This is a genomic window from Deefgea sp. CFH1-16 (assembly GCF_016881365.1).
In the GTDB taxonomy this organism is placed as follows: domain Bacteria; phylum Pseudomonadota; class Gammaproteobacteria; order Burkholderiales; family Chitinibacteraceae; genus Deefgea.
Genome location: NZ_WLYT01000001.1, coordinates 2,332,030 through 2,347,060, shown reverse-complemented (window position 1 = coordinate 2,347,060; position 15,031 = coordinate 2,332,030). Strand labels below are relative to the sequence as shown.

The 15,031-nt window shown below is 50.7% G+C and carries 14 protein-coding genes, 5 tRNA genes and 1 pseudogene; 11 read left to right on the top strand and 9 right to left on the bottom strand.

All coding sequences use genetic code 11. The features are described from left to right. Positions 1-74 precede the first annotated feature (74 nt). The 10 genes and pseudogenes from GKO28_RS12820 (at position 75) to GKO28_RS12790 (ending at position 8,767) form a co-directional block, all read left to right on the top strand. Positions 75-2,225: a TonB-dependent hemoglobin/transferrin/lactoferrin family receptor gene (locus GKO28_RS12820; protein WP_182076516.1), complete on the top strand. Its 2,151-nt coding sequence runs from the start codon at positions 75-77 to the stop codon at positions 2,223-2,225. Between the two features lie 78 nt (positions 2,226-2,303). Then, the gene (locus GKO28_RS20110) at positions 2,304-2,969 is read left to right on the top strand and encodes a ChuX/HutX family heme-like substrate-binding protein (RefSeq protein WP_247646536.1); all 666 of its coding nucleotides are present in this window, start codon (positions 2,304-2,306) and stop codon (positions 2,967-2,969) included. Continuing rightward, a pseudogene (locus GKO28_RS20105) lies at positions 2,893-3,353 on the top strand (ChuX/HutX family heme-like substrate-binding protein). Before GKO28_RS20110 ends, GKO28_RS20105 begins: the two are co-directional and overlap by 77 nt. 93 nt (positions 3,354-3,446) lie before the next feature. Beyond that, complete coding sequence (locus tag GKO28_RS12810; RefSeq protein WP_182076515.1) at positions 3,447-4,286, top strand: hemin ABC transporter substrate-binding protein; 840 nt, start codon at positions 3,447-3,449, stop codon at positions 4,284-4,286. Continuing rightward, the gene (locus tag GKO28_RS20095; RefSeq protein ID WP_247646535.1) at positions 4,286-4,816 is read left to right on the top strand and encodes an iron ABC transporter permease; all 531 of its coding nucleotides are present in this window, start codon (positions 4,286-4,288) and stop codon (positions 4,814-4,816) included. Before GKO28_RS12810 ends, GKO28_RS20095 begins: the two co-directional genes overlap by 1 nt. After that, positions 4,788-5,294 carry an iron ABC transporter permease gene (locus GKO28_RS20090; RefSeq protein WP_247646534.1) on the top strand — a complete coding sequence of 169 codons (507 nt, stop codon included), beginning with the start codon at positions 4,788-4,790 and terminating at the stop codon, positions 5,292-5,294. The genes GKO28_RS20095 and GKO28_RS20090 overlap by 29 nt, the downstream gene beginning before the upstream one ends. An 8-nt stretch (positions 5,295-5,302) precedes the next feature. Beyond that, positions 5,303-6,091, top strand: coding sequence for a heme ABC transporter ATP-binding protein (locus GKO28_RS12800; protein ID WP_182076514.1), 789 nt, complete (start codon positions 5,303-5,305; stop codon positions 6,089-6,091). A 227-nt stretch (positions 6,092-6,318) separates the two neighbouring features. Continuing rightward, entirely contained in the window at positions 6,319-7,584 is a 1,266-nt protein-coding gene (gene hutW, locus GKO28_RS12795; RefSeq protein WP_307839011.1) for a heme anaerobic degradation radical SAM methyltransferase ChuW/HutW, read from the top strand. A 17-nt stretch (positions 7,585-7,601) separates the two neighbouring features. Continuing rightward, positions 7,602-8,126 (top strand): heme utilization cystosolic carrier protein HutX, encoded by a 525-nt coding sequence (gene hutX, locus GKO28_RS22330; protein WP_307839010.1) that lies wholly within the window; start codon positions 7,602-7,604, stop codon positions 8,124-8,126. Beyond that, positions 8,123-8,767 (top strand): NAD(P)H-binding protein, encoded by a 645-nt coding sequence (locus GKO28_RS12790; RefSeq protein ID WP_182076513.1) that lies wholly within the window; start codon positions 8,123-8,125, stop codon positions 8,765-8,767. The genes hutX and GKO28_RS12790 overlap by 4 nt, the downstream gene beginning before the upstream one ends. 126 nt (positions 8,768-8,893) lie before the next feature. Here GKO28_RS12790 and GKO28_RS12785 read toward each other — a convergent pair whose 3' ends face one another. The 9 genes from GKO28_RS12785 to GKO28_RS12745 form a co-directional block, all read right to left on the bottom strand. Continuing rightward, the gene (locus tag GKO28_RS12785) at positions 8,894-9,217 is read right to left on the bottom strand and encodes a hypothetical protein (protein ID WP_182076512.1); all 324 of its coding nucleotides are present in this window, start codon (positions 9,215-9,217) and stop codon (positions 8,894-8,896) included. 281 nt (positions 9,218-9,498) lie between these two features. Further along, positions 9,499-9,573, bottom strand: a tRNA-Glu gene (locus GKO28_RS12780). A gap of 68 nt (positions 9,574-9,641) precedes the next feature. Next, positions 9,642-9,718, bottom strand: a tRNA-Arg gene (locus GKO28_RS12775). A 39-nt stretch (positions 9,719-9,757) separates the two neighbouring features. After that, positions 9,758-9,833 (bottom strand) — tRNA-Glu (locus GKO28_RS12770). A 23-nt stretch (positions 9,834-9,856) separates the two neighbouring features. After that, positions 9,857-9,933 (bottom strand) — tRNA-Arg (locus GKO28_RS12765). Between the two features lie 20 nt (positions 9,934-9,953). Then, positions 9,954-10,045 (bottom strand) — tRNA-Ser (locus GKO28_RS12760). 179 nt (positions 10,046-10,224) lie between these two features. After that, positions 10,225-11,451, bottom strand: coding sequence for an aspartate kinase (locus tag GKO28_RS12755; RefSeq protein WP_182076511.1), 1,227 nt, complete (start codon positions 11,449-11,451; stop codon positions 10,225-10,227). Between the two features lie 312 nt (positions 11,452-11,763). Then, positions 11,764-12,768 carry an alanine racemase gene (gene alr, locus GKO28_RS12750; protein WP_307839009.1) on the bottom strand — a complete coding sequence of 335 codons (1,005 nt, stop codon included), beginning with the start codon at positions 12,766-12,768 and terminating at the stop codon, positions 11,764-11,766. A gap of 193 nt (positions 12,769-12,961) precedes the next feature. After that, positions 12,962-13,570: a DedA family protein gene (locus GKO28_RS12745; RefSeq protein ID WP_173533390.1), complete on the bottom strand. Its 609-nt coding sequence runs from the start codon at positions 13,568-13,570 to the stop codon at positions 12,962-12,964. A gap of 145 nt (positions 13,571-13,715) precedes the next feature. Between GKO28_RS12745 and lplT the strand changes: the two genes are divergently transcribed. After that, positions 13,716-15,020 (top strand): lysophospholipid transporter LplT, encoded by a 1,305-nt coding sequence (gene lplT / locus GKO28_RS12740; RefSeq protein ID WP_247646533.1) that lies wholly within the window; start codon positions 13,716-13,718, stop codon positions 15,018-15,020. Positions 15,021-15,031: the final 11 nt, after the last annotated feature.

Below are 15,031 nucleotides of genomic sequence, written 5' to 3'. Positions count from 1 at the left end.
TACGTTTGGTTTGGTCTCTGCTGATTTGCAAACGCATCATTCGCGCTGCACTGCGGGCCGCTAAAGGACAAAAAATGAAAGCCACGGTTTTGACTTTGACGCTAATTTCTGCCGCGATGCAGCATGCGTTTGCTGCTGCAGAGCCAGTATTTCCGGCGCTTGACCCGATCGTCGTGATTGGCACCCGTACCGAAAAAGAGCTCAGCGAGCTACCACCATCGATTACCACCACCACCAGAACGGTACTCGATGACGATATGATTGATGATTTTCGTGATTTTTCGCGTGCCGAGCCGGGGGTGAATATCCGGCAAAATGGCCGTTATGGTTTATCCAGCGTCAGCATCCGCGGTTTGGATAGTAACCGCGTACTGATGATGGTCGATGGCATTCGTCTACCGGACGCGTTCTCTTTTGGCTCTTACCTTAATAGCGGCCGCGACCAAGTCGATTTTTCTCAGTTATCGGCAATTGAAGTCTTACGTGGCCCAGCGTCAACGTTGTATGGTTCGGATGCCTTAGGCGGCGTGGTCGGCATGCGAACCACCAATCCCGCCGATTTATTACAAGGCCGAGGCGATGTTGCCGGCCAAGTGAAAGCCGATTACGCCAGTGCCGACCAAAGCTACGGCGCGCAAGCGGCGGTGGCGTTTGCCATGGGTGAAAATACTTTGGGTTTAGTGCAAGTGGCGGGTCGCCGTGGCCATGAATTAGCCACCATGGGTAGCGTGGACACGCAAAAATATGGCCGCACCACCGCCAACCCACAAGATACTGAACAACGCAGCGCTTTAGTGAAATTGCAGCATTATCTCGATGGTGGTCATCAATTAGGCTTTACCGCCGAAACCAATCAAAAGTCGGTCGATACCTTGATGTATACCGACATCGGCGCCCCCATGATGAGCTCAGTGAAATCGAGCCACGCTGAAGACCAACAAAATCGCCACCGCGTATCACTCGATTATGCATACACCGCACCAAACCAAAATGGCTGGATCGATGCGGCACAAGCGATGGTGTACCGCCAAGATATGGACACCACCCAAAAATCGTATCAAGTGCGCCAGCAAGGCAAAACTTACACCCCAAACTGGAGCCGTATTTCCAGCTACGACCAAGACACTGTCGGTGTTAACGGCTTGGTGGAGAAAAAAATCGCGGGTGATATTGGCCAACACTGGACTGTGGGCGCGGAATGGTTCCAAACCCATTTGACCGAATTGCGTGACGGCACGCCAAGCTCAAGCGCACTCAATGTGCGCGATGTACCCAAAACCAAAACCACGCAATGGGGTATCTACGCGCAAAATGAATTGAGCTTTGCCCAAGGCCAATTCACCCTCACCCCCGGTTTACGTTACGACAATTATCAACTCAATCCCGACGTGGATGCCGCATTTAGTCATGGTGGCGGTAAAGCCGTGGCCCTGAGCGATTCAGCGCTATCGCCCAAGCTGGCTGCGGCATGGCAAGTGAACGACAACAGCCGTTTATTTGCCCAATACAGCGCGGGTTTTCGTGCGCCGAACGCGATGGAGCTCAACGGAAGTTACGTTTCACCAATGGGTTATGCCGCCATTGCCAATCCAAACTTAAAACCCGAAACCAGCCATGGTGTTGAGGTGGGTGGCCGCTTTGGCGACCATGATTTAGGCGCCAGCATCGCGACCTTCCACAATCAATACGACAATTTTATTGAGCAAGTGAGCTTGTCTTGCCCAGGTAGCGCGCAATGTGTGCCGGGTACCACCACCACCTATCAAAACCAAAACATCAGCCAAGCACGTATTTACGGGGCTGAAGTGCGAATGAACTGGCAGATCGGTCAAGGTTGGCATACCTGGGCTAACGCCGCTTGGGCTGTTGGCGTGAATGAGACCAACGATAGGCCATTGGGCAGTGTGGCACCACTCAAAGCGGTTACTGGCTTGGGCTACCAACACGCGCAATGGGGCGGGCAAATCTTATTCACCGCAGTAAAAGGCCAAGACGAAGTTGCTGGTGAAGCAGACTTTCAAGCACCGGGTTATGGCTTAGTGGACTTAATCGCTTGGTGGAGCCCACGCAAAGATCTGAAGATTACCGGTGGTGTTTTCAATCTGGGTGATCGCAAATATTGGGTTGATAGCGATGTCCGTGGTTTAGCGGCCAACACCGAACACATGGATAGGCTCACTCAACCCGGCCGCAATGTCCGTGTGAGCGCCGATTGGAAATTCTAATATCCGCCCAAAACCGTCCACTTTGAACCTCACGTTGTAAACATATTTTGCTCTCGAGCTTATAGATAAGGAAAACCAATGAACGCGATGACTTATTCCGAACGCGCCGCCAGCCTGCAAGCCGCAGACCAAGCATTACGCCAAACCGAGCCCAAATTACGCATCAGAGATCGTGCACTGCGCCTGCAAGTGACTGAAGCTGAGCTGGTTGCCGCCGAATGTGGCGTCACCGCCACTCCACTCAAAGGCACAGCCCAAGCTATTTTCCGCGACTTAGCCCCTTTGGGCGAAGTGATGGTTTTGAGCCGTAATGAATGGTGCGTGCACGAGCGTCATGGTGAATACGAACACATCGAAGCTGAAAAAGCCATCGGTTTGGTGCTGGGCGCGGATTTAGATTTGCGGATGTTTTTTAATGCATGGCAAAGCCATTACGCCGTTCAAGATGGCGAGCGCCTCAGCCTGCAATTTTTTGATGGCGCCGGAGTGGCCGTGCATAAAATCTTTATGACCGCCAACAGCAATATCGCAGCTTACCAAGCTTTGGTCGCAAAATTTGCTGATGCCGCACCCGCTTGGCCTAGTATTGCGCCCTACCCTGCTGACGAAATGCCACGTGATGCCGCCGATCCTGCGGCGCTGCGTGCCGCATGGTTGGCATTGACCGATACACACGGATTTTTTCCGATGCTACGCAAAAAACCAAGTCAGCCGTTTAGGTGCTTTACGTGCAGCGGGTGCTGATTTAGCCCAAGCGGTAGCGATTGATGCCGTTGAAACCATGCTGCAACAAGCGGCCGATTCAGAGTTGGCGATTATTATGTGTTTTGTTGGCAATCGCGGCATGGTGCAGATTCACTCTGGCCCAGTCAAAAAGCTGCTGCGCACCGGCCCTTGGTTCAATATTTTGGATGAGAAATTTAATCTGCACCTCAATACCACCGCCATTGCTTCGTGCTGGGTAGTGAATAAACCACCGTCGATGGTTGGGTCACTTCGCTTGAGGTGTATAGCGAAAGCGAAGAATTAATCGTGCAGTTCTTTGGTGTGCGAAAACCGGGCGTGCCGGAGCTGGCGGCTTGGCGCACCTTGCTAGAAAACTTATGCCACACGCCTTTAGCGCAATAAATTGCTGTTCTGAACTTGGGTTTGAGCTGCCACGTTATGGCAAGCCAAACCCAGCGAGCTTGAGTCCATAACTCGTTTACTGCTGGATATATCATGCGTATTTATTATTCTTTGACCTCCCTTTTGCTGCTCTTTTTTATTGCGAGTTTCAGCGCGCTGGCTCTGGCTAAACCACCCCGCGTGGTGAGTTTAGGTGGCCCGCTGACTGAAATTATTTACGCACTGAACGCCGAGCAGCATTTGGTCGCAGTCGATCAATCCAGTGTGTATCCAGCAGCGGCCAATCAACTGCCTAAAGTCGGTTATTACCGGCAGTTTTCGGTTGAAGGCATATTGGCCAGCAAGGCCGATATGGTGTTGGCGACCGATCAAGCTGGGCCACCACAAGCCTTAGCCCAGCTACGCAAAATGGGCATCAAAGTGATTATTTTGCCCGGCCAAGCCAATCTGTCGGCCTTATCGCAACGCATTCGCGGGGTCGCTGCGGCACTCAATCAGCCGCAACAAGGCGAGCAATTGGCCAATAAAATCAGCCAAGAAGTCAAAGCATTGCAGCCGACGGCCAGCACAATCACCAGCAGCGCGTTAATGCTGATGAGCCGCAGTGGCGAGCCTGAAGGCGCCGGCAAAAACACCAGCGCCGATGCGATGATGCAATTGGCCGGTTTACACAATGTGTTAGCGCAGCAACAAGGCTATAAGCCATTGTCACGCGAAGGCATGGCGGCGCTGCGCCCCGACGTGATTATCACCACCACCAGCACCTTAAGCAGCATGGGCGGAATGGCCGGTTTATTGGCGCGCCCCGGCTTGGCGCAATCGCCTGCAGCCAAAAATAAACGCGTGATTGTGATGGATGATTTATTACTGCTTGGCTTTGGCCCGCGCCTGCCAGAAGCGTTACGTCAACTCATTAGCACGGCGAAATATTAATGTGCTGTCGACTTCAGTTTGCCAATTCAATTCACTGGCTGTTGGCCGTCGGTGTGTTACTCGCCTTGCTCATCTTTACCGCTAGCCACGGTACGGTGCAAATTCCCCTCAATGCCATCCCGAGTTTGTTGTTCAGTACGGCGCAAAAATTGAACGATGAGCAGCAGTTTTGGCGCGATGTGTTGCTCGAAATCCGTTTGCCACGCGTGCTATTTGCCGCTTTAGCCGGCGGCGTTTTGGCGCTCGCGGGGGCGACCATGCAAGCGCTGTTTCGCAATCCATTGGCTGAACCGGGATTAATAGGTATATCGTCCGGCGCTTCTCTGGGTGCGGTCTGTGCGATTGTACTGGGAGGGGGTAGTTTTGCGATTTTAGCGCCTGCGGCTTTTTTGGGCAGTATTTTAGCCACCGCTTTGGCGTATCACCTTGGTCGGCGTTACGCCGGCATGGCCGGTTTATTACTCGCGGGGATTGCGATTAACGCCATTTGTGGGCAGCTTGATGGGGCTATTTACTTATCTGGCCGATGACAATCAATTACGTAGCCTGACTTTTTGGAATATGGGTAGTTTAGCTGGCGCCAGCTGGCAACGCTTGGCGATGCTTGCGCCCTTTTTATTGCTGATTTCAATCTGGATTATGCGCTATTGGCGCGCCATGAATGCGCTACTGCTCGGTGAGCGCGAAGCCTTGCATTTGGGTTTTGCAATCAAAGGCCTGCGCCGTAAATTGATTGTTTTGGTGGCGCTATTAATTGGCCCTTTAGTCGCCGCCACCGGTGGCATTGGTTTTGTTGGCTTGGTGGTGCCGCATTGCGCGCGCATGCTGTTGGGTGCCGATCATCGGCGCTTATTACCGGCTTCATTGTTACTCGGTGCCATCGCTTTAGTGCTCGCCGACTATATCGCCCGCATCGCCGTGGCACCGGCCGAGCTCCCTATTGGCGTCGTCACGAGCTTGATTGGCGGGCCGTTTTTTCTTTGGCTATTACTTAGCCGCACGTCTTAAGCTGATTTATGTTAACTCTCGATCAAGTTTCTTTTGCACGCTGCCATCGGCCGATTTTAAATCAGGTGTCATTGGCGGTTCCTGCCGGCGAATTCACCGCGATTTTGGGCGCCAATGGCGCAGGAAAATCCACACTGCTGTCCTTACTTTCGGGCGAGCTGACGCCCCAGCACGGCCATGTACGTTGGGCCGGGCAAGATGTCCGTGAGTTCGGCAGCCAGCAATTGGCGCGTGTTCGTGCCGTTTTGCCGCAAAATCCCGGGCTGGGGTTTAATTTATCGGTCGATGAAGTGATTGCCATGGGCGCGTATCCGTTTGCCGAATTATCACCCAGTGCGGTGGCCGAGGTGGCGCATGCGGCGCAGCAATGGGCTGATGTTAGCCACCTCACTGGGCGGCGCTACCCGACTTTATCTGGTGGCGAGCAGCAGCGCGTGCAATTTGCCCGTGTGTTGGTGCAAGCCTTGGCAGCGCAACAAGCGGGAGAATATCGCTGTGTATTGCTGGACGAGCCAACATCGAGTTTAGATCCATTGCATCAACATGGCCTCTTGGCTGCGGCGCAAAAACTCACCCGTCAGGCCGGTATTGCCGTGGTTGCGGTGTTACATGATGTGAATTTGGCCGCACGCTACTGTAGCCGTATTGCCATGCTGGCCAAGGGCGACATCATTGCCAGCGGTATACCCCAAGATGTTTTAACTCCTGAACATTTACAGCAAACGTATCAACTCGCAGCCACCGTGATCGCTCATCCGCAAGACCCACAGCGGCCTTTGGTGTTATTTGACGGTTAAGCTACCCGATCGCCACCTCACTAAGGACGGCGTGACGCCTCGTTGAGGCGGTACATCCAGCGCGTTGGATCACCAAACCCAGCGTAACCAGCAAGTAGTGCCTTGCCACAATCGCAAGTCAGTTGATCACTATTGTTCAGCCTCGATCGGATTTGAATTGATTTAAATCAAAAAATTTAACCCAATTCAAATGATAATGAATATCATTAACATTTAAACCCAAAACCATGAAGCCATTCACCTGCAACAACGATGTATTACCCGACGCTTTTACAGAGCGCAAAGCACTGATGCCGATGTGGGGTGCCAATCCGATTCCTGCTGAGCAATGGCCGCAGATGCAAGCCACGCTCACGCAAGCGGCCATTAGCGACGGCGCTTTGGCCTATTTTCATATCCCATTTTGTGCCAATCATTGTGTGTTCTGCGGTTTTTATCGCAATGCATGGCAAGAAAAACACGGCACGCCGTATACCGACCGCCTGATTGCCGAGCTGGCTCAAGATGCCAGCACTCGCCCTGCTGGCGGTAGTATTCAAGCGCTGTATTTTGGCGGTGGCACGCCAACGGCATTATCCGCCAACGATTTAACGCGGCTATTAAGCGCCGCTCGACAGTATTTGCCACTGACTGATGATTGCGAAATCACCATCGAAGGGCGGATTTCGCATTTTGATCGAGACAAAGTCAACGCTTGCCTCGCGGCGGGCGCCAATCGGATCTCGATTGGCGTGCAAAGTTTTGATAGCCAACTGCGCCGCCGTTTAGGCCGCCACCATAGCGGTGAAGCGGCTGCGGATTATTTGCGCGCTTTATGCCAAGACTGTGATGCCGTGATTGTGGCCGATTTAATGCTTGGCCTACCGGGCCAAGATGATGAGAAATGGACGCACGATTTGGATGTGGCATTGTCATTAGGGCTTTCAGGACTGGATATTTATGCGTTTAACGCTTTTCCGTCTTTGCCGATCAATCGCATGATAGCAAAAGGCGCGCTCAAGCCTTTGCCTGATTTGGCCACACAAGCGCGTCAATACGCCTACGCCGTGCATAAAATGCAAGCGGCCGGTTGGGTGCAAGTGAGTAATAGTCATTTTGCCAATCCGCAAAAAAACGAGCGCAACCGCTACAACAACGCGATTAAAACCGGTCACGACTGCCTCGCCTTTGGCTCGGGCGCGGGTGGCTGCCACTCGGGCTTGAGCTATCAAGTGCAGGGCGAATTAACTGCCTACTTGGCCAGCACCAGCAAACCTTTGAGCTATATCGCCGGCGTGAGCGATAAAAAACGCATTTTCGGCCAGATTCAGGGCGAACTTGATCGTGGCGTGTTGTCACTCGAACGACTCGCCGCCTACCCCGCTGCGCTAGAAAAAATCAATGATTGGCAAGTCGCAGGCTTACTCAATATCGATGATCAACACGCCGCACTGAGTATTGCTGGCCGATTCTGGTCGCCAACACTCACCCGCGAACTTGCTGTATTACTTTAATGCTGTCTGGAGCCACCATGAACCCCACTTTAAATGCCGAACAAATCACCGCCCTACAAAGCCGCCTGGCTAAAAACCCAGGGATTGTTTTAGAGCAATTGGCCGATAGCCTCGCGTGCCCGCTACAAACCGTGATCGAATGCCTACCTAACACCCTGTGGCAAAAAATGGCTGGCAGCCAGTTTGTCCCGCTATTGGACATGATGCATGCTTGGCACAGCAGCCTGACGGTGATCAGTAATAGCAATGATGCGATTTTAGAATTTACCGGCCCACTCCCCTACGGCGAAGTCAGTCACGGGTTTTATAACTGGCAAGGCAGCACCGGTTTACACGGCCATTTACGCTTTAGCCAATGCAGCGCCATCTATTGGATTGAGCGCCCATTTATGAATAAGCCAACCGCTTGCCTGATTTTTTGCAATTTAAGTGGCGACCCAATGTTTAAAATCTTTGTTGGTCGTAATGAAGCTGGCGAGTTGCGCCAAGATCAACTCGATGCATTACGCCAATTTGCCGCGCAGCAGAGCGAGGCGCAATGAAGCAACACGACCTATTAATTTTTGGTGGCGCGGCCAATACTGGCTGGCATTTAGTGCAACACGCCCGCCGCCAAGGCTTGCGCGTTGCCTGCATGGTACGCGCTGGTCGCGATACCCAAGCACTGGCTGCTGCCGGCGTGACCATTTTGCACGGCGATGCGTTTAATTTAAATGACTGCCAAAACGCCATTGCAGCGGCGGCGGCGCCTTTATTAATTAGTCTACTTGGCGGCAAAAACGCTGAAGGCCGCCGTGTTGACGACATTGGCAATCTCAACGCCATTGATGCCGCGCAGCAAGCTAGTCATCCATGTCGGTTTGTGTTGCTGACGTCTTTGGGCTGCGATGAACAATGGTCACGTTTATCACCAACAGCGCAAGCAGCATTGGGCGAAGCGCTGCAAGCGAAAACCCGCGCCGAACAGCATTTACGTCGCAGCCAGTTAGATTGGCTAATTGTTCGCCCAGGTGGGCTCACGCATCAAGTAGCCACTGGCCACTATGTGATTGAAGATGACGCGACAAACGCACAAAACAGCTGCGATTATTTGCCACGCGCCGACGCGGCGCAAGCCTTGCTAGCGCTGGCTTTACGTACAGATAACAGCCGAAAAATTATCACCGTTTTAGGAAAAAAATAACCCGCTAAGGGATGGCTGCTGATCGAGCGTTTTCGCCGCAGCGTTGAGCTTAGGCATTAAAAAAGGGTGTAGTTCATACAGAACTGCACCCTTTTTTCAATTCGAGAAATAATGTACGCACTAAACTTACTGCGCGCGCGTGCTGTATTGATAACGGTCATGCACCAAAGGCTCATTCAAATGCGTATCAGTGAGCATAATGCCTTGCTTAGCGGCTCTGGCTTTCACGTCGTTGCGACAAGTCTCATCGGTCGGTGCTGAAGCGGCGTAGAGCACTTTGCCACACTCACCAAGCACCGCACTAAATTGGGCGGGATCGATATTCAATAATGGATTTTGATATTTTGGATCAACCGAATTGGCGTCAATTGGCGTCGCAACAGGCTTTTCACCACAAGCCATCAAACTCAAACACAGCAAACTTGCCAGCACTAGATTATTTTTTTTCACTGTCTCATCCTTATTCTTGATTTAAGCGTAATGTACCTGATTTAAACTCAGCTGACAGCGTAACGAGACTGAATGAGCACGTAGCGTCGCAAAAAATCATCAAATTGTAAGATTTGCCTTGCGAGTACACGGCTTGAATTGATTGAATTGATTGGATTGGTAGGCAAAGCGGGCAAAAGACATCGATTCACTCTGTCTGAGCGCGAAATCATCGGGTGATCAAAGTGACAGGCAATAAAAAACGACTTAGCTCGCGCTTAAGTCGTTTTCTATTCGAATTCTGGCGTCCCCACGGGGAATCGAACCCCGGCCGCCGCCGTGAAAGGGCAGTGTTCTAACCGCTAAACTATAGGGACTGTGTTGCAATTTAAGTTCAAAGTTAAAAAATTTGATCAAAAATGCATTTAATGCAATAGTAAGAAATTGGTGCGCCCGGAGCGATTCGAACGCCCGACCCTCTGGTTCGTAGCCAGATACTCTATCCAACTGAGCTACGGGCGCACTGTATTTCAAACTTTTAAAACTCATCAACTCGACAGTTGGCGTCTCCACGGGGATTCGAACCCCGGTCGCCGCCGTGAAAGGGCAGTGTCCTAGGCCTCTAGACGATGGAGACTCTCGGTAAAACGCTTTAAGTGTTGGTGCGCCCGGAGCGATTCGAACGCCCGACCCTCTGGTTCGTAGCCAGATACTCTATCCAACTGAGCTACGGGCGCACTGTACAACTTAAAGATCCTGGCGGAGACGGAGGGATTCGAACCCTCGATACAGGTTACCCCGTATGTCGCCTTAGCAGGGCGGTGATTTCAGCCACTCATCCACATCTCCGTTCAGGGAGACCGAATAATATACACACTATCGGCCTCCGTCAACACTTCTACTTGAAAATTTCTGATGAAATGTCGATTAACTACGTAAGCTACTGATTTTACAACAAGTGTATTTTTTAGCCTGAAACGACACTTTTAAATGGCGCAGCCAAAAGCAACACTAAATCAGTGCTTAAATTACACCGTACGGTCTAAACCAAACGCCTTATGCAATACACGAACGGCCAATTCCAAGTATTTCTCGTCCAAAACGACAGAAATTTTGATTTCAGAGGTCGAAATCATTTGAATATTGATGCCTTCTTCAGCCAATGTACGGAACATGGTTGAGGCCACTCCAACGTGTGAGCGCATGCCCACACCAACGATAGACACTTTACAGATTTTGTCGTCGCCCGATACCGATTGACCACCGATATGGCTTTGCACGCCTTCCAGAACCTTAATCGTGCGCGCTAGCTCACCTTTAGGCACCGTGAACGAGAAATCGGTTGTGCCGTCTTGACCGACATTTTGGATAATCATGTCGACATCAATATTAGCATCGGCCACTGGGCCCAAAATTTGGTAAGCGATACCGGGCTTATCAGGAACACCAATAACGTTGACACGGGCTTCGTCACGATTAAAGGCGATGCCGGAGATGACTGGTTTTTCCACGGTAGAGTCTTCCTCGAAGGTAATCAGCGTGCCCTCTCCTTCTTCTTGGAAGGAAGACAACACACGCAATTTCACATTATATTTACCAGCAAATTCAACAGAGCGAATTTGCAATACTTTTGAACCTAAGCTGGCCATTTCCAGCATTTCTTCAAAAGTAATCGTTGTTAGCTTTTTCGCTTCTGGCACCACGCGTGGGTCGGTGGTGTAAACCCCATCCACGTCAGTATAGATTTGGCACTCATCGGCTTTTAATGCCGCAGCTAAAGCCACACCGGTGGTGTCTGAACCACCACGACCCAAAGTCGTGATGTTGCCATCAGGATCAACACCTTGAAAGCCTGCAACCACGACCACTTTACCGGCACTTAAATCAGCACGCATATTGGCATCATCAATATGCTGAATACGTGCTTTGGTATGCGCGCTATCGGTCAAGATTTTCACTTGGGCACCAGTATATGAAATCGCATCGATGCCGATGTCTTTCAAAGCCATGACCAGCAAGCCAATGGTGACCTGCTCACCGGTCGAGACGATCACATCGAGCTCACGCGGATCAGGATTGACTTGCATTTCTTTAGCGAGGCCAATCAAACGATTGGTTTCACCAGACATGGCAGACAGCACGACAACAATATCGTGACCTTGTGCTTTATGTTTGGCGACGCGGCGAGCCACATTTTTAATTCGGTCGGTCGTACCCACCGATGTGCCACCGTATTTCTGGACGATCAATGCCATGATTCAACCTGCAGGGCGGGATTAAAAGAAACAGACTAATTGTAAAGGAAGCCCCCCTGCTTGGGGAGTGGCAATTGAATTGATTTATGAAGAATTTATTTAAAACGAGAAACTGCGACAGAAATAAAATATATAAATAGCTCTAATTACAACAGTCACTAAAAATAGAATGCAAAAATATTAAATTCGCGGTAGCGCCTATTGCGCTTTATAACTTTCTGGAATGAGTTAATACTTTTGAATACAAGCCGATAAACACACGGCTTTTTTATACCGATTTATTATCGCGCCGCAATTCAAACCCAACATGATCTATACACAATGCCACTCTCCATTTAGCGTTGCGTCTGCACTGGCACGCGCGCAGCTATCGCGCACATTAATTAATTCATAACTTAAAGTCCCCGCAGCACTCGCGACCTCATCAATCGGTAAATGCTCGCCCCAGAGCTCAACTGGACTACCGACATCGAGTTCGGGCCATGGCGTTAAATCAATACATAGCATATCCATAGAAACGCGCCCGAGTAGACGCGTTTTTTGCCCGGCTACCCACACTGGCGTACCTGTCGGCGCATGCCGTGGATAACCATCGGCATAACCGCAAGCCACAATACCGATTTTCATCGGCGCAGGCGCAATAAAGCTCGCCCCATAACCCACCGATTCGCCTGCCGCGACGGTTTGCGTGGCAATCACTTCCGAGCACAGCGACATCACCGTTTGTAAACCTAAGCTCGCCGCCGATTGATCACTAAATGGCGATGAACCATACAGTGCCAACCCAGGCCGCACCCACGTGCCATGCGTTTGCGGATAAGCAAATATCGCTGCCGAATTGGCCGACGAAGTCGGTAATGCCAACGACTGAGTCGCGGCAAGGAATCGCTGCCACTGGCGATCAATGCCTTTGCTTGGCTCATCAGCGCAGGCAAAGTGCGTCATCACCGTCACGCTGGCGACATTGGGGCAGCACGCCAAGCGTTCTGCCCAAGCTGGCGCCGATTCGGCAGGAAATCCCAAGCGATTCATTCCGGTATTGAGCTTGAGAAAAACCGCAATCGGCCGCGATAGTTGTGCCTGCTCTAACCATTCAATATGCATAGGCAAGTGCAGCGCAATGGCCAAATCAAACTCGGCACACGCCGTTAATTCTGCCGCACTAAAAACACCTTCCAATAACAAAATAGGCTGTGTAAACCCAGAGTTTCGCAATTGAATTGCTGCATTGATTTCTAAAATCGCAAAACCATCGGCATCAGGTAATGCCTCAACCACTCGTTGCACACCATGCCCATAGGCATTGGCCTTAATCACCGCAAAAAACGCGTGACGTCGGTGCGCTTTGCCGAATCAATTGATAATTGTGCGCTAAGGCGAGTGAATTAAAGCGAGCTTGGATCGGGCGCGACATATTGGCTTCAAAATTAGAAATTCAGAAATAAGTAATCGAACAAAAGTTGAATGACAAGAACACGCGGCAAAAAAACTTTTGTTAAACGACTTCGAATTACTTCGGTTTACGACAATGGCGGAAATACCACACAGCGACAATCACCGCAATAATCGCGACAAAAACCATAATCGCCGATTGGCCGCGACCTAGCCATTTAATGAGCCATTCATGATTGGACGCACCGTAATACCCCAAATACACCCAGATCGGCACGCTAATTAAGGCGGCAAAACCATCAAGTAGTAAAAATCGGAAATAAGAAATACGACCCGACATCCCTGCGGTCAGATAAATCGGCGTACGTAATCCCGGTAAAAAGCGGGCAACAAACAACACGCGATTGCCATAACGTTCAAATTTATCTTGTACCGCAGCATATCGCTCGGGGGTCATCATGCGCGCAAAATAGCGGTGTTGTAATAAGCGCGCCCCAAAATGGCGGCCAGCTAAAAACATACAACTATCACCGATCAATACGCCCAGCATACCCACGGCAAACATCGTGTGCACATGCGCATAGCCCAGCCCCGAAATCACGCCGCCGGCGACCAAAGACACGTCTTCTGGGATTGGCACACCAAAACCACAGATTAATAACACTGTAAATACAGCGAGATAGCCGTAATCGGTAAAAATCGTAACTAAAAACTGCAGAATATCCATTGCAGCGCCCAAGCTTTTTAATTGTGACGCCTGCGATCATACCACGCAAAACAGCGTACTTTAATCTTACACCACCGTCAGAGGCGGTAGTTTTGTCATATTTAGCTGATATAAATTCACAATCTCAGCACCGTGCAAGGCACAAATGATGCAAAGCGGATTTTATAAAATATTGGCAGCGCAGTTTTTCTCAGCTTTAGCCGATAACGCCCTGTTTTTTGCCGCCTTGGCCTTACTCAAATCACAACATGCGCCCGAGTGGCATTTATCGATGTTGCTGTGGGGCTTTACGGTTTCTTATGTATTAATTGCGCCTTATGCTGGCGCACTGGCCGACGCCAGACCAAAAAATCAAGTGATGATGCTTTGCAATGGCATCAAACTACTCGGCTGCATATTAATGGGCTTGGGTGGCTCGCCTTTATTGGCTTATGCCTTGGTCGGCTTGGGCGCTGCGGCCTACTCGCCCGCCAAATACGGCTTAATCACCGAGAGCTTAGCGCCTGAGCAACTGGTTGCTGCCAATGGCTGGCTCGAAAGCTCAACCGTCTTTGCGATAATTTTAGGCACCCTCATTGGTGGGTATTTATCTGGATCAAATATCAATCAATGGTTATCGGGCAATACCCTTGGTCAATACCTAAACAATAGCCAGTTTACAATTGTCATCATTGGCGGCTTATATAGTATTGCCGCGCTGATTAATGCGGCCATTGCCCGTCCAAATATCGCCCTCAAACCACTCCACCTCAGCCCACGCTATCAAATCGCAGAATTTTACGACTGCCTCAAACGGCTGTGGCGTGATCCGCAAGGTCAAGTGTCGCTGGCCATCACCACTTTATTTTGGGGCGCAGGCGCAACCATGCGCTTGGTGGTGCTGAACTGGGCACTGCTGTGGTTGGGCATCGATTTAGAGTCCGCCACTCATTTAATTGCCATTGTTGCTGTGGGTATTGCCATCGGCGCTTTATTGGCTGGACGATTTGTGTCATTACCCCATGCTTTTCGCGTTATGCCGGCTGGACTTTTGATGGGGGCATTACTTATTTGTATGTTGTGGGTCAACCAAATTGCCCTAGCCGCGTTATTGATGCTGCTGATTGGGATTTTATCGGGTTTTTTTTTTGTCCCTTTAAATGCAGTTTTGCAGCATCGTGGCCAACTACTGATGGGGGCTGGGCATTCCATTGCGGTACAAAACTTCAATGAAAACCTGGGCATCTTAATCATGGTGGGCTTGCACGCTTTAATGATTAAATACCTCAGCTTGCCACTTGCACCTAACAGTAGCGCGCTACTGCAAGTACAATACGCCACGCATGGCGTGCCACCGATGCAAATGATACTGATCAGTTTTGGTCTCATGGTCATGCTGGCCATGGCCACGATTATGCGGCATCACCATCGGCAAACATTGATCCATCGTCGTTCACCAACGGCGCTTTAAACTATTGAATT

Bases quoted from the DNA above. Each gene is read 5' to 3' on its own strand.
- GKO28_RS20090 (WP_247646534.1), top strand. From the start codon at position 4,788: ATGGGGCTATTTACTTATCTGGCCGATGACAATCAATTACGTAGCCTG.
- GKO28_RS20110 (WP_247646536.1), top strand. From the start codon at position 2,304: ATGAACGCGATGACTTATTCCGAACGCGCCGCCAGCCTGCAAGCCGCA.
- lplT (WP_247646533.1), top strand. From the start codon at position 13,716: ATGATGCAAAGCGGATTTTATAAAATATTGGCAGCGCAGTTTTTCTCA.
- GKO28_RS12745 (WP_173533390.1), bottom strand. From the start codon at position 13,570: ATGGATATTCTGCAGTTTTTAGTTACGATTTTTACCGATTACGGCTAT.
- GKO28_RS12810 (WP_182076515.1), top strand. From the start codon at position 3,447: ATGCGTATTTATTATTCTTTGACCTCCCTTTTGCTGCTCTTTTTTATT.
- GKO28_RS12800 (WP_182076514.1), top strand. From the start codon at position 5,303: ATGTTAACTCTCGATCAAGTTTCTTTTGCACGCTGCCATCGGCCGATT.
- GKO28_RS12755 (WP_182076511.1), bottom strand. From the start codon at position 11,451: ATGGCATTGATCGTCCAGAAATACGGTGGCACATCGGTGGGTACGACC.
- GKO28_RS12820 (WP_182076516.1), top strand. From the start codon at position 75: ATGAAAGCCACGGTTTTGACTTTGACGCTAATTTCTGCCGCGATGCAG.
- GKO28_RS20095 (WP_247646535.1), top strand. From the start codon at position 4,286: ATGTGCTGTCGACTTCAGTTTGCCAATTCAATTCACTGGCTGTTGGCC.
- hutX (WP_307839010.1), top strand. From the start codon at position 7,602: ATGAACCCCACTTTAAATGCCGAACAAATCACCGCCCTACAAAGCCGC.
- hutW (WP_307839011.1), top strand. From the start codon at position 6,319: ATGAAGCCATTCACCTGCAACAACGATGTATTACCCGACGCTTTTACA.
- GKO28_RS12790 (WP_182076513.1), top strand. From the start codon at position 8,123: ATGAAGCAACACGACCTATTAATTTTTGGTGGCGCGGCCAATACTGGC.